This is a genomic window from Xenophilus sp., from assembly GCF_044462705.1.
GTDB classification, from domain to species: domain Bacteria; phylum Pseudomonadota; class Gammaproteobacteria; order Burkholderiales; family Burkholderiaceae_C; genus Xenophilus; species Xenophilus azovorans.
In genome coordinates this window covers 1-13,571 of sequence record NZ_JBIQNC010000103.1, presented here as the reverse complement: position 1 = coordinate 13,571, position 13,571 = coordinate 1, and the positions used below count along the sequence as shown (strand labels likewise).

Below are 13,571 nucleotides of genomic sequence, written 5' to 3'. Positions count from 1 at the left end.
AGTTCTACTTCATGGAGATGAACACGCGGCTGCAGGTGGAGCACCCCGTCACCGAGGCCATCACCGGCCTGGACCTGGTGGAGTGGCAACTGCGCGTGGCCGCCGGCGAGCCGCTGCCCCTGAAGCAGGAGCAACTGGAGATGCACGGCCACGCCATCGAGGCCCGCATCTGCGCCGAGAACCCGGACAACAACTTCCTGCCTGCCACCGGCACGCTGGCCGTGTACCGCAAGCCGCAGCCGCACACCGCCTTCCAGCGCAGCCGCGTGCGCATCGACGACGGCGTGCGCGAGGGCGGCGAGATTTCGCCCTTCTACGACTCGATGATCGCCAAGCTGATCGTGCACGGTGCCACCCGCGCCGAGGCGCTGGCGCGGCTGGATGCGGCCTTGGCGCAGGTGCAGATCGTCGGCGTGGCGACCAACGTGCAGTTCCTGCGCGGCGTGCTGGCGACCGACTCCTTCTCGCAGGCGAAGCTGGACACGGCGCTGATCGAGCGCGAGCGCGCCGTGCTGTTCGAGCGCGAGCCGCTGGGCCTGCCGCTGGCCGCCGCCGCGGCCGTCGCGCACCAGGTGCTGGACGAGTGGCCGCTGAGCGGGCGGATGGCGACCGACCCGTTCGCGCGGCGCGACGGCTGGCGCGCCCTGGGCACGTACCAGCGCCGCTTCGACTTCGAGTTCCACGGCCGGCCGGCGGTCGCCGAGCTGCGCTACGGCCAGGGCGGCGCGCTGCACCTGGCGGTGTCCGAGGGCGAGGCGCTGGCGGCGGACGCCGTCGCCGGCCCGCTGGCGATCGGCCGGCTGCCGGACGGCCGCATCGAGGTCTCGTTCGCCGGCGGCCGCCACGCGCTGAACGTGTACGCGCAGCAGGACGTGCTGCACGTCTTCGCGCCGCAGGGCGCCACACGCATCACCGAGGTGGACCGCATGGCCCATGCCGGCGACGCGCACGCCGAGGGCGGGCGCCTCACGGCGCCGATGCCGGGCAAGGTGGTGTCCTTCGCGGTGAAGGCCGGCGACAAGGTCGCCAAGGGCCAGCCGCTGGCGGTGATGGAGGCGATGAAGATGGAGCACACCATCGCCGCGCCGGCCGACGGCACGGTGGAGGAACTGCTCTACGCGCCGGGCGACCAGGTGGCCGAAGGGGCGGAGCTGCTGCGCATCGGGACCTGAGCACGCGCCGCCGGCCGCCAGGCCTGCGCGATGGGAAAACGCTGCCGAAGATCGAATCGTGGGCAGTTTCCAACCCTCTTGTGCGTGCCCGCGCGTATCACCGCGATCACCACTCGCGGACACTTCTTCCATGCAACGATTCTTCCCTTTCTCCTTCTCCGGCGCTCTGGGCGCCGGCCTGCTGGCCCTGGGCACCCTGCTGGCGGCCGGCTGCCAGAAGCATCACGAGGTGCCGCAGGCACTGGCCGAGGCACCGGCCAGCGCCAGGCTGGCCGGCGGTGCGGCTGCGCCGGCCGAGCTTGCGCGTGCGCGGGAGGACTCGGCCGCCGAGGCGCCGGCCGAGCGCTTCCTGGCGGTGCGCCACGACCTGAGCGTCGAGGTCGCCCCCGACAAGCTGCCCGAGGCCTGGGCCAGCGTGCGCGAACTCTGCGGCACGCTGCGCTGCGAACTGCTGTCGTCGTCCCTGCAGCGCGAGACGGCGCAGCAGGCGGGCGCCGCCTCGCTCGAGATGCGCGTCCTGCCTGCCGACGTGGACAGGCTGCTCGGCGGCCTGGCCGGCGTGGCGCAGGTCGTGCAGCACGACACCACCAGCGAGGACAAGACCGCCGAGGTGGTCGACGTCGAGGCCCACATCCGCAACCGCACCGAGTTCCGCGACAGCCTGCGCGCCATGCTGGCGGACAAGTCGGTCAAGCGCGAGATGTCGGACCTGCTCGAGATCCAGCGCACGCTGGCCGACACCCAGGCCGACCTCGACAGCAGCGCCACCCGGCGCAAGATCCTGGCGCAGCAGACCGGCATGCAGCACGTCCAGGTCCGCTTCACGCCCACGCGCGCGCTGGTGCAGGGTGCCCGCACGGGGCCGATCGGCCGTGCGATGCGCGAGGCCGGCGAGGTGCTGGCCGACAGCGTTGCGGCGCTCATCACCTTCGTCGCCGCCGTGCTGCCCTGGGCGGTGGTGGCCGTGCCGTTCTTCTGGGGCCTTGGTGTGCTGGCGCGAGCGTGGCGCCGCCGCCGTGCCCGCAGAACCGGGGCGTGACGACGATCGTCGGCGCGGTGGGGAACGGCTCCACGCGCCGGGCGATCAGGTGGCAGAAGGGGCGGAGTTGCCGCGGCCGGGCGAGTGAGCCTCGGCCTGCAGGCCGGCCATGAAGGCCCGGCTCGCGGGCGACAGCGAACGGCCGATGCGCGTGACGATGCCGATCGGCCGCGACACGGCCGGCTGCACCAGCGGGACGGCCGCCAGGGCGGCCATGTCCACCAATTGCAGCGCCAGCCGCGGCAGGGCGGTGATGCCCAGCCCGCCGGCCACCATCGCGCCGCAGGCCGCCACGCTCGGGAACTCCAGCACCGGCCGCACCGGCCTGCGCAGGCGCAGGAAGGCCGCGTCCGTCACCGCGCGGATGCTGCTGTGCGGCGCGCTCACGATGCACGGGCGGGTGGCGAACACCGACCAGGGCGCGGACCGGCGCGCGGCCAGCGGGTCGTCGCGGCGGCACACCAGCACGAAGGCATCGTCGAGCAGGTGCTGGTAGCGCAGGCGCTGCTGCGGCGCCGGGCGCACGCTCAGGCCGAAGTCGGCGCGGCCTTCCTCCACCGCGGCCAGCAGCATGTCGGCCGGCGCCTCGGTCAGCGCGAAGCGCACCTGGGGGTGCGTGCGCATGAACGCGGCGGCCGCGCGCACCGCCAGGGCGACGCTGATGGACGGCAGCGCCGTCACCGTCACGCAGCCGCTGCGCCCGGCCATGAACTCGCCCAGGTCGCCCAGCGCGTCGTCGAAGTCGCGCAGGATGCGGCGCGCGATGGGCAGCAGCTCCTGCCCGACGGCGGTGATGCGCACGTGGCGCGTGTCGCGGTCGAACAGGCGCGCGCCCAGCGTCTGCTCGGCGCGCCGGATGGCGCCGCTGAGCGCCGGCTGCGACTGGCCGAGCTGCTGCGCGGCCTGCCGGAAGCTGCCGCACTCCGCCACGCGCACGAAGGCTTCGAGCTGCCGCACGTTGAGGTCGATGCGCATGTCATTGATCCGCAGGAGTTATCACAGATATAGAAATGTAGCGATTCACAGATCAAGCCCCCTTGCCTAGACTGGCCGCCAGATCAGGAGACAGACCGATGGAGAACCGACATGGCCGGCGTGCTTGAGGGCGTGCGCGTGCTGGAACTGGGCCAGGTGCTGGCCGGCCCCTTCGCCGGCGCGATCCTGGCCGACCTGGGCGCCGAGGTGATCAAGATCGAGCGCACCGAGGGCGGCGACGACGCGCGCCGCATGGGCCCGGCCTTCCGCCACGGCGACGCGCTCAACTTCCACATCTTCAACCGCGGCAAGCAGTCGGTCGCGCTGGACCTCAAGAGCGAGGCCGGCCGCGCGCATCTCGACCGCCTCGCGGCGCAGGCCGACGTCTTCATCCACAACCTGCGGCCCGGCGTGCCCAGGGCGCTGGGCATCGACGGCGAGACCCTGTGCGCGCGCCACCCGCGACTGATCTACGGCGAGATCTCGGCCTTCGGCGCCACCGGCCCGATGGCCATGCGGCCCGGCTACGAGCCGCTGCTGCAGGCTTTCAGCGGCCTGTCGAGCACGAACGGCGGCGAGGGCGACCCGCCGATGCGCTCGGGCGCGTCGATGTGCGACCAGGGCTCGGGCATGTGGCTGGTGATCGGCGTGCTGGCGCTGCTGCACCGGCGCGAGCGCACCGGCCGCGGCGGCCTGCTGACCACCTCGCTGCTGGAGACCGCGCTGGCCTGGAACGCGCAGAAGGGCGACGCCTGGGCCAACGAGGGGCGCCTGCCGCAGCGGCACCGCTCCGGCCATCCCGGCTTCGTGCCCTACGAGGCCTTCGACACCGCCGACGGGCCGCTGCTGATCTGCTGCGGCAACGACCGCCTGTTCGCCAAGCTGGCCCACGCGCTGGCGCGGCCGGGCTGGATCGACGAGGCGCGCTTCGCCACCAACCGTGCCCGCCTGGCGCACAAGGCGGCGCTGTTCGAGCAGCTGGAGCCGATCCTGCGCACGCGCACGCAGGCCGAGTGGGGCGAGCTTTTCGAGGCTGCCGGCGTGCCCTGCGCACCGGTGCATTCGGTGCCCGAGGCGCTGGCGCACCCGCAGGTGCAGGCCCTGGGCATGCTGGCGCCGGTGCCCGGCGCCGACTTCTCGCTCACCGCGATGCCGCTGTGCATCGACGGCGGCCGGCCGCCGGCGCGCGGCATCGCGCCGCGCCTGGGAGAACACAACGCCCGCCACCAGGTGCCCACGCCCACCATCACACCCCCGGAGACACCATGACCTTCCGCGCTTCCCGCCGATCCGCCACCACCGCCCTGATGCTGAGCGCCGCGCTGGCGATGGCCGCGCCCCTCGCCCGGGCCCAGGACTACCCGGCCAAGCCCATCACCCTCGTCGTGCCCTTCGCCGCCGGCAGCGGCACGGACCAGTCGGCGCGGGTCTACGGCCAGGCCGTGTCCGACGACATGAAGGTGCCGGTCGTGGTCGACAACAAGGGCGGCGCCAGCGGCTTCATCGCCGCCCAGTACGTCGCCAAGGCCCCGCCCGACGGCTACACCGTGTTCATCACCACCAACACCACGCAGGTGGCCAACCCCTACCTGTTCAAGACGGTGCCCTACGACCCGGTCAAGGACTTCACGCCCATCGCGCTGCTGGCCAAGGGCCAGATGCTGCTGCTGGTGCGGCCCGACGCGCCCTACAAGACGCTGGCCGACCTGCTGGCGGCGGCGAAGAAGACGCCGGGCAAGCTCAACTTCGGCAGCGGCTCCTCGTCCAGCCAGGTGGCGGGCGAGCTGCTCAAGCAGATGGCCGGCGTGGACATCACCAACGTGCCCTACAAGAGCAACCCGCAGGCCATCACCGACCTGATCGGCGGGCAGTTCGACTTCATGTTCGCCGACGCGCCCACCGCCGTGCCGCAGGTGCAGGGCGGCAAGCTGCGCGCGCTGGCCACCAGCGGCGCCAAGCGCCTGGCCGCCGCGCCGGAGGTGCCGACCGTGGCCGAGGCCGGCGTGAAGGGCTACGACATGAGCTACTGGTTCGCCGTCTACGGGCCGGCCGGCATGCCGCCCGCCGTGGTCAAGCGCCTGAACGCGGCCTTCGGGAAGGCCTCGGCATCGCCCGAGGTCCAGGCCTTCCAGGCCAAGACCAGCGGCGAGGTGGCCTTCGGCACGCCCGAGGAACTGGCGCATTTCCAGGCCGCCGACATGAAGAAGTGGGAGCGGGTCATCCGCGCGGCCGGCATCGAGCCGCAGTGAGCGCGTCCACGTGATGGAGCGAGCGATGAAGCAACCGAAGACCGTGCGCATCGGCGGCGCCTCCGGCTTCTGGGGCGACTCCAGCGTGGGCGCCCCGCAACTGGTGGCCGGCGGCCGGATCGACTACCTGGTGTTCGACTACCTGGCCGAACTGACCATGTCCATCCTGGCCGCTGCGCGCATGAAGAAGCCCGAGATGGGCTACGCCACCGACTTCGTCGCCGTGGCGATGCGGTCGGTGCTCCAGGACGCGATCGCCCGGGGCATCCGCGTGGTCAGCAACGCCGGCGGCGTGAACCCGCAGGGCTGCGCCGACGCGCTGCGCGCGCTGGCCGACGAACTGGGCGTGCCGGTGAGGATCGCGGTGGTCACCGGCGACGACGTGATGCCGCTGCTGCCTGCGCTGCGCGAGGCCGAGCCGCCGCTGCGCGAGCTGCAGAGCGGCGCGCCGCTGCCGGCCAGGGTCGTCACGGCCAACGCCTACCTGGGCGCGCTGCCGGTCAAGGCGGCGCTGGACGCCGGCGCGCAGGTCGTCATCACTGGCCGCTGCGTCGATTCGGCCGTGACGCTGGGCGTGCTGATGCACGAGTTCGGCTGGCAGCCCGGCGACTTCGACGCGCTGGCCGGCGGCAGCCTGGCCGGCCACATCATCGAATGCGGCTGCCAGGCCACCGGCGGGCTGCACACCGACTGGCAGGAGGTGCCCGACTGGGCGCACATCGGCTACCCCATCGTCGAATGCGCCGCCGACGGCAGCTTCACCGTCACCAAGCCCGAGGGCACCGGCGGCCTGGTCGCGCCGCAGGTGGTGGCCGAGCAGATGCTCTACGAGATCGGCGACCCGGCCGCCTATCTGCTGCCGGACGTGGTGTGCGACTTCACGCAGGTGCGCATCGAGCCGGCCGGGCCGCAGCAGGTGCGCGTGCACGGCGCGCGCGGCCGCGCGCCCACCGGCAGCTACAAGGTCTGCGCCACCTACGTGGACGGCTTCAAGACCTCGGCGCAGCTCACCATCGTGGGCTTCGACGCCGTCGCCAAGGCGCGCCGCACCGGCGAAGCCATCCTGGAGCGCGTGGGCGGGCTGCTGGCCGCGCGTGGCCTGGCGCCCTTCAGCGCGACGCACATCGAGGTGCTGGGCAGCGAGAGCCCCTACGGCCCGCATGCCCAGGCCGCCGCGGCCGGCGTGCGCGAGGCCGTGCTGCGCGTGACGGCGCGCCACGCCGACAAGGCCGCGCTGGAACTGCTGGCGCGCGAGATCGCGCCGGCCGGCACCTCGTGGGCGCCGGGCACCACCGGCGCCGGCGGGCGCGCGGGCGTCTCGCCGCTGATCCGCCAGTACGCCTTCCTGCTGGACAAGGCCAGCGTCTCGCCGCAGGTCCGCCTCGATAGCGCGGCGGTCGATCTGCCGCCGTTGCCCGGCGCCGCGCCTGCCGCCGATGCGGCGCCTGCGCCCGCCGGCCCGCCGCTGCCGGTGGAGGAGCCCTCGGGGCCGACCGTGGAGGTGCCGCTGATCCGGCTGGCCTGGGCGCGCTCGGGCGACAAGGGCGACACCTCCAACATCGGCGTGATCGCGCGCCGGCCGGAGTGGCTGCCGCTGTTGCGCGCGCAGCTCACGCCGCAGCGCGTCGCGGCACACCTGGCGCACCTGGTCGAAGGGCCGGTCACGCGCCACGAGGTGCCGGGCATCCACGCCTTCAACTTCGTGTGCGAACGGGCGCTGGGCGGCGGCGGCATGGCCTCGCTGCGCAACGACGCGCTGGGCAAGGGCATGGGGCAGATCCTGCTGGCGCTGCCGGTGCGCGTGCCGGCGGCGTGGTTCCCGCCGGCCTGAGCGCCGGCGCGGCCTTGCGTACAGTCGGGGGCCATCGTCCGCCACCCCGAGGAGCCCCGCCGTGCGCATTGCCGTCTGCCTGTCCGACACCAAGCCCGAACCCTGGGTGGAGGCGCTGCAGGCGGCGCTGCCCGGGGCGCAGGTGCAGATGTGGTCGCCCGGACTGGCGGCGGCGGACCACGCGGTGGTCTGGGCGCCGCCGCAGCAGTTCGTCGACGAGCAGCCGCATCTGAAGGCGATGTTCAACATCGGCGCCGGCGTGGACGCGATCATGAAGCTGAGGCTGCCGCCCGGGCTGCAGGTGGTGCGGCTGGACGACGCCGGCATGTCGGTGCAGATGGCCGAGTACGTGTGCCACGCGCTGATCCGCCACTTCCGCGAGTTCGACGTCTACGAGACCGAGGCGCGCCAGGGCCGCTGGGTCTTCCGCAAGCCGCTGGAGCGCGCGGATTTCCCCGTGGGCATCATGGGCCTGGGCGTGCTGGGCGAGCGCGTGGCCCGGGCGGTGCGGCAGTTCGAGTTCCCGGTGCTGGGCTGGAGCCGCACGCCCAAGGCCATCGACGGCGTGCGCACCTTCGCCGGCGAGGCGCGGCTGGGCGACTTCCTCGTCGCCACGCGCGTGCTGGTCAACCTGCTGCCGCTGACCGACGCGACGCGCGGCATCCTCAACCGCACCACGCTGTCGGCGCTGCGGCCCGGCGGCTACCTGATCCACATCGCGCGCGGCGGCCACCTGGTGGAGGAGGACCTGATCCCGCTGATCGACAGCGGCCGTCTGGCCGGCGCGACGCTGGACGTCTTCCAGCAGGAGCCGCTGCCGGCCGAGCATCCCTTCTGGCGGCATCCGAAGATCACCGTCACGCCGCATGCCTCCGCGCGCACCCTGCGCCGCGAAACCATCGCGCAGATCGCCGACAAGATCGGCCGGCTCGAACGCGGCGAGCCCATCGCGGGCGTGGTGGACCCGGCGCGCGGCTACTGAGCCCGCCGCCGCGCGCCCGTCGAGGGAGCGTGCAACTTTCGCCGAAACGGCGCACTCTCCACCTTTCCGACACGAGAAGGAGTGCTCCGATGCATGCGATGTTCTTCCAGCGCAGGACAGCAGGGATGCGCCGCACCGGCGCGGCGCTGCTCGGCGCCGCCGCGCTCGCCCTGGGCGTGCCGCTGGCGCAGGCGCACCACGGCTGGTCGTGGGCCGACGGTGAGCAGACCACGCTCGACGGCACCGTCCACGCCGTCTCGATGGCGCCGCCCCATCCGATGCTGCAGGTGAAGGCCGCCGACGGCGCGCTCTGGCAGGTGGACCTGGGCAACCCCTCGCAGACCGAGCGCTCGGGCTTCACCGGCCAGACGACCAAGGCCGGCGACGCGATCCGGGTGCTGGGCAACCGCCACAAGGACCATGCCCGCCTGCACATGAAGGCGGTGCGCATCACGGTGGGCGGCACCCACTACGACATGTACCCCGAACGCCTGCGGAACTGAGGCCGTGGGGCTGGACGAGGCGCTGGCCGCCCTGGCCCTGTGGCCGGGCGCGCGCTGGCTGCAGGACTCGGGCACCGCCTACCTGTTCGTCAACGCCGCCCACATCCTGGGCCTGGGGCTGCTCCTCGGCGCCATCGTGCCGCTGGACCTGCGGCTGGCGGGGCTGGCCTTTCGCCACGTGCCGCTGGCGCCGATGGCGTCCGTGCTGGTGCGCGCCGCCGGCTGCGGGCTCGTGCTGGCGCTGCTCATGGGCCTGTGGCTGTTCACCGTGCGGCCGCAGGACTACGCGGCCAACCCCGCCTTCCTCTGCAAGATGGGCCTGCTGCTGCTGGCGCTGCTCAACGTGGCGTGGCAGCACGCCGGCGCCGGCTGGGCGGCGGCGCGGCAGGGCGGCGCGGTGGCGGCCGCGGTGCGCGTGCGGGCATGGCTGTCGCTGGGCCTGTGGCTGGCCGTGCTGGTGGCGGGGCGCTGGATCGGCTTCGTCTGAGCGGCATCCGGGTCATCCCGGATGGGAAGATATTTTCAAAATCCTGAAAATTTCTTCATGACAGTGAAAATGGCGACCCGCGTGATCGAGCTGATCGAACTTTTCGCGCGCGAGAAGCAGCCGCTGGCCCTCTCCGAGGCGGCGCGGCTGCTGGAGATGCCCGTCTCCACCTGCCTGGGCCTGCTGCGCACGCTGGAGAAGCAGGGCTACCTGTACGAGACCGGCCGCCGCCAGGGCTACTACCCCACCGGCCGGCTGCTGGCGATGGCGCAGGTCATCGCGGCGCACGACCCGGTGCTCGACCGCATCCGCCCCGCGCTGGAGGAACTGCGCGACGCCACGCAGGAAACGGTGGTCTTCGCCAAGTTCCGCGAGCCCGGCCGCGTGGTCTACCTGGAGGTGCTCGATTCGCCGCAGAGCATCCGCTACGCCGCCGAGGCCGGCGAGACGCGCGAGGCGTACGCCAACTCGCCGGGCCGCGCGCTGCTCTCGACGCTGCCGGCGCCGGAGCGCAAGGCGCTGCTGCAGGCGGCGAAGCTGCGCAAGCTGACCGAGGCCACGCTGACCCGCGCGGCCGACATCGAGGCCGAACTGGCCCGCTCGGCCGAGCGCGGCTGGTTCGCCAACATCGGCGAGAGCATCGCCGACCTGGCCGGCATCGCCTGGCCGGTGCGCATCGGCGGGCAGGCATGGGCCATCTCGGTGGTCGGGCCGCGCTACCGCATCGAGCCGCGGCAGGAGGCGCTGGCCGCCATGCTGCGCTCGGCCTGCCGCGCCATCGAGGGCCCCGAGCGGGCCCTGCTCGCGCTGGTGCCCAAGGCGGCCTGACAAGCACAACGCACCGTTCGGGCTGAGCCTGTCGAAGCCCTGCGCCGCGCTTCGACCCTTCGACAGGCTCAGGACAGGCCAAGCTCAGCGTGAACGGTGAGGGGTGTTGAACGTGCGTCCCAAGCCGCGGGACGTTGATCAAACACAGAAGGAGACAAGCATGACGAGCCGATTCCTTTTCCCCCCGCGCCGACGCGCCCTGCTGGCGGCCGGCGCCCTGGCTGCCGCCGTGGCCCTCGTGCCGGCCCATGCGCAGTCCGCCGTCGGCGCGGGCGACTGGCCCAGCCGCCCCATCCGCGTCATCGTGCCCTTCGCGGCGGGCGGCGCCACCGACGTGGTGGCGCGCATGCTGTCGCAGAAGCTCTCGGAGGCGCTGGGCCAGCCGGTGGTGATCGACAACCGGGGCGGTGCCAACGGCATCATCGGCACCGAGGCGGTGGCGCGCGCCGCGCCCGACGGCTACACGCTGCTGCTCAACACCGCCGGCGCGCAGACGCTCAGCCCCGCGCTCTACAAGGCCGGCTACGAGCCGCTGGCCAGCTTCGCGCCGGTCAGCCTGATCGCACGCATCGGCTTCGTGATGGTGGCGCACCCGTCGCTGCCGGCCAATTCGGTGCAGGAACTCGTGGCGCTGGCGAAGCGGCCGGGCGCCAAGCCGCTGTCGATGTCTTCGGGCAGCAGCATGATCGGGCTCATCAGCGAGCAGTTCAAGGCGGACATCGGCGCGCCCGGCATCGCCAATGCGCAGTACAAGGGCACCGGGCCGCAGTTGCAGGCCGTGGTCGGCGGCGAGGTGGACCTCACCATCGACCCCTTCGTCGGCCTGCAGATGATCAAGGCCGGCAAGGTCAAGCCGCTGGCGGTGCTGTCGGAGCAGCGCTCGCCCGCGCTGCCGCAGGTGCCGACGATGAAGGAGGCGGGCCTGGCCGGCATGACCTTCCAGTCGTGGGCCGGCCTGCTGGCGCCTGCGGGCACGCCGGCGGCGATCGTCAAGCGCCTCAATGCGGAAGTCGTGCGCATCGTCGCCCTGCCCGAGGTGCGCGAGCAGCTTCTGCGCATCGACTACGAGCCGGTGGGCAGCACGCCCGAGCAGTTCGCCGCCACCATCGAGCAGGACGCGGCGCGCTGGGCACGCATCGCGAAGAACAGCACCTTCAAGCCCGCGTCATGAGCCAAGACAGCGGAACCCCGCAGCCGCAGCGCTACTTCGTGCGCGAATCCGACGTCGTCGGCTACCACCCGGCCAACCACACCGGCACGCTGAACCGGCGCCTGATCGGCCCCGAGACGGTCGGCGCGAAGCAGCTGGAGGTGCTGGTCGGCCGCATCCAGAAGGGCAAGGGCGCGCTGCCCCATGCGCATCCCGGCATCGAGCAGGTCTGCTACCTGCTCGAAGGCCGCGCGGTGGCCGAGGTGGGCGGCCAGCGGCAGGAGCTGGCGCCGGGCGACTGCTGCTTCTTCCCGGCCGGCGAGATGCACACCTTCACCGTGGTGAGCGACGAGCCGGCGCGCGTGCTGGTGATCTACAGCCCGCCCTACGAGGAATCGCCCGAGCGCGTGATCCGCGCCTGAACGCCGGGACACAACCACCAGGAGACAAGACATGCCATTGCATCAGGAAGACCTTTCCCTTTCGCGCCGCCGCGCCCTGGCGCTGCTGGGCGGCCTCGCGCTGGCGCCCGCCGCGCGCGCCCAGCCCGCCGGCTGGCCGGCGCAGCCGATCAAGCTGATCGTGCCCTTCGCGGCCGGCAGCGGCACCGACGCGGTGGCGCGCATCACGGCGCAGGCGCTCTCCGACGCGTTGAAGACGCCGGTGGTGGTGGACAACAAGGCCGGCGCCAACGGCATCATCGCCGCCGAGTTCGTGGCCAAGGCGCCGCCCGACGGCTACACGCTGTTCATGACCACCAACACCACGCACTCGGCCAACCCGAGCCTGATGAAGAGCTTGCCCTACGACCCGGTGAAGGACTTCGCGCCGGTCAGCCGCATGGGCAACCTGCCCTTCATGCTGGTGGTCAACAACGACCTGCCGGCCAAGACCGTGGCCGACCTCATCGCCTGGGGCCGCGCCAACCCGGGCAAGCTCAGCTACGCCAGCGGCAACAGCACCGGCATCGTGTGCGGCGCCACGCTGTCGCGCATGTCCGGCGTGCCGATGCTGCACGTGCCCTACAAGAGCACGCCGCCGGCCATCGCCGACCTGATCGGCGGGCAGGTGCAGTTCATGTTCGTCGATCTCGCGGCGGGCCTGGCGACCGTCAAGGCCGGCAAGATGCGCGCCATCGCCGTCACCACCAGGGAGCGCACCAAGCTCTTCAGCGAACTGCCGCCGGTGGCCGACACGCCGGAGCTGAAGGGCTTCGACATCACCTCGTGGAACGGCGTGTTCGCGCCGGCCGGCACGCCGCGCGAAGTCGTGGCCGCGCTCAACCGCGTGCTGGCCGGCACGGCCAACAGCGCGGCCTTCCGCGAGCGCGTCTCGCAGCTCGGCTTCGACGCCTTCGGCAGCACCCCGGAGGAGCTGGGCAGCTTCACCGTGGCGGAACTCGGCAAGTGGAAGAAGCTGATCGAGGACGCGGGGATCCAGAAGCAATGAGCGGAGCGGCCACTGCCACCGGCCCGCTCGCGGGCCTGCGCATCCTGGACCTGACGGCCGTGGTGATGGGGCCCTACGCCACGCAGACCCTGGGCGATCTGGGCGCGGACGTCATCAAGGTCGAGCCGCCCGGCGGCGACAACCTGCGCGCCGTCGGCCCCATGCGCCACCCCGGCATGGGCGCGATGGCGCTGCACCTGAACCGCAACAAGCGCTCCATCGTGCTCGACCTCAAGCAGCCCGAGGGCCGCGCGGCCTGCCTGCGCCTGGCGGCCGGCTGCGACGCGCTGATCTACAACACCCGCCCGCAGGCGATGGCGCGGCTGGGCCTGGCCTACGAGGACGTGGCGGCCGTCAACCCGCGCATCGTCTACCTGGGCGCCTTCGGCTACGGCGAGGAAGGGCCCTACGCCGGCCAGCCCGCCTACGACGACCTGATCCAGGGCGCGTCCGGCGTCGCCTCGCTCTTCGCGCAGCAGAGCGGCGGCGCGCCGCGCTACGCGCCCGTCACCCTGGCCGACCGCGCGGTGGGCCTGCAGGCCGCCATCGCGCTGCTGGCCGCCGTGCTGCACGCGCGGCAAACCGGCCAGGGCCAGGCGGTGGAGATACCGATGTTCGAGGCGCTCACCCAGTTCGTGATGGGCGACCACCTGGGCGGCGCCAGCTTCGATCCGCCGCTGGGCGGCACCGGCTACGCGCGCCTGCTGGCCGAGCACCGGCGCCCGTATGCCACCGCCGACGGGCACCTGAGCGTGCTGATCTACAACGACAAGCACTGGCGCGCCTTCTTCGAGCTGATCGGCCGGCCCGAGCTGCGCGACTCGCCGAAGTTCGGCAGCCACACCGCGCGCGCCGCGCACATCGCCGAGTGCTACGCCTTCGTCGCCGAGGTGATGGCCACCCGCA

At 72.7% G+C, this 13,571-nt stretch carries 14 protein-coding genes; 13 read left to right on the top strand and 1 reads right to left on the bottom strand.

The genetic code is table 11. The features are described 5' to 3' along the window. On the top strand, nt 1-1,172 hold a 1,172-nt coding region (locus ACIY1X_RS15730; protein WP_399682099.1), incomplete at its 5' end, for a biotin/lipoyl-containing protein. A gap of 130 nt (nt 1,173-1,302) precedes the next feature. Continuing rightward, nucleotides 1,303-2,211 carry a DUF4349 domain-containing protein gene (locus tag ACIY1X_RS15725; protein WP_399682096.1) on the top strand — a complete coding sequence of 303 codons (909 nt, stop codon included), beginning with the start codon at nt 1,303-1,305 and terminating at the stop codon, nt 2,209-2,211. Nucleotides 2,212-2,256: 45 nt separating this feature from the next. Here the strand turns inward: ACIY1X_RS15725 and ACIY1X_RS15720 are convergent, their stop codons facing one another. Beyond that, on the bottom strand, nt 2,257-3,186 hold the full coding sequence (locus tag ACIY1X_RS15720) for a LysR family transcriptional regulator (RefSeq protein ID WP_399682093.1): 930 nt from the start codon (nt 3,184-3,186) through the stop codon (nt 2,257-2,259). A gap of 111 nt (nt 3,187-3,297) precedes the next feature. On the opposite strand from ACIY1X_RS15720, the gene ACIY1X_RS15715 reads away from it, so the two are divergent. The 11 genes from ACIY1X_RS15715 to ACIY1X_RS15665 form a co-directional block, all read left to right on the top strand. Beyond that, nucleotides 3,298-4,455 carry a CaiB/BaiF CoA transferase family protein gene (locus ACIY1X_RS15715; RefSeq protein WP_399682090.1) on the top strand — a complete coding sequence of 386 codons (1,158 nt, stop codon included), beginning with the start codon at nt 3,298-3,300 and terminating at the stop codon, nt 4,453-4,455. Continuing rightward, nucleotides 4,452-5,435 (top strand): Bug family tripartite tricarboxylate transporter substrate binding protein, encoded by a 984-nt coding sequence (locus ACIY1X_RS15710; protein ID WP_399682087.1) that lies wholly within the window; start codon nt 4,452-4,454, stop codon nt 5,433-5,435. Before ACIY1X_RS15715 ends, ACIY1X_RS15710 begins: the two co-directional genes overlap by 4 nt. Before the next feature lie 25 nt (nt 5,436-5,460). After that, the gene (locus tag ACIY1X_RS15705; RefSeq protein WP_157008379.1) at nt 5,461-7,266 is read left to right on the top strand and encodes an acyclic terpene utilization AtuA family protein; all 1,806 of its coding nucleotides are present in this window, start codon (nt 5,461-5,463) and stop codon (nt 7,264-7,266) included. A gap of 61 nt (nt 7,267-7,327) precedes the next feature. Continuing rightward, nucleotides 7,328-8,248, top strand: coding sequence for a 2-hydroxyacid dehydrogenase (locus tag ACIY1X_RS15700; RefSeq protein ID WP_399682084.1), 921 nt, complete (start codon nt 7,328-7,330; stop codon nt 8,246-8,248). An 89-nt stretch (nt 8,249-8,337) separates the two neighbouring features. Then, nucleotides 8,338-8,751 carry a DUF6152 family protein gene (locus ACIY1X_RS15695; protein ID WP_399682082.1) on the top strand — a complete coding sequence of 138 codons (414 nt, stop codon included), beginning with the start codon at nt 8,338-8,340 and terminating at the stop codon, nt 8,749-8,751. Between the two features lie 4 nt (nt 8,752-8,755). Beyond that, on the top strand, nt 8,756-9,238 hold the full coding sequence (locus ACIY1X_RS15690; protein ID WP_211260325.1) for a DUF2214 domain-containing protein: 483 nt from the start codon (nt 8,756-8,758) through the stop codon (nt 9,236-9,238). A 57-nt stretch (nt 9,239-9,295) separates the two neighbouring features. Continuing rightward, a complete protein-coding gene (locus tag ACIY1X_RS15685; protein ID WP_399682078.1) occupies nt 9,296-10,066 on the top strand; it encodes an IclR family transcriptional regulator in 771 nt (256 codons plus the stop codon). A 160-nt stretch (nt 10,067-10,226) separates the two neighbouring features. Then, on the top strand, nt 10,227-11,237 hold the full coding sequence (locus tag ACIY1X_RS15680) for a tripartite tricarboxylate transporter substrate binding protein (protein WP_038216189.1): 1,011 nt from the start codon (nt 10,227-10,229) through the stop codon (nt 11,235-11,237). Next, on the top strand, nt 11,234-11,638 hold the full coding sequence (locus ACIY1X_RS15675; RefSeq protein WP_038216192.1) for a cupin domain-containing protein: 405 nt from the start codon (nt 11,234-11,236) through the stop codon (nt 11,636-11,638). Before ACIY1X_RS15680 ends, ACIY1X_RS15675 begins: the two co-directional genes overlap by 4 nt. A gap of 31 nt (nt 11,639-11,669) precedes the next feature. After that, entirely contained in the window at nt 11,670-12,665 is a 996-nt protein-coding gene (locus tag ACIY1X_RS15670) for a tripartite tricarboxylate transporter substrate binding protein (protein ID WP_038216195.1), read from the top strand. Continuing rightward, on the top strand, nt 12,662-13,571 hold a 910-nt coding region (locus tag ACIY1X_RS15665), incomplete at its 3' end, for a CaiB/BaiF CoA transferase family protein (protein ID WP_399682074.1). The genes ACIY1X_RS15670 and ACIY1X_RS15665, both read left to right, overlap by 4 nt.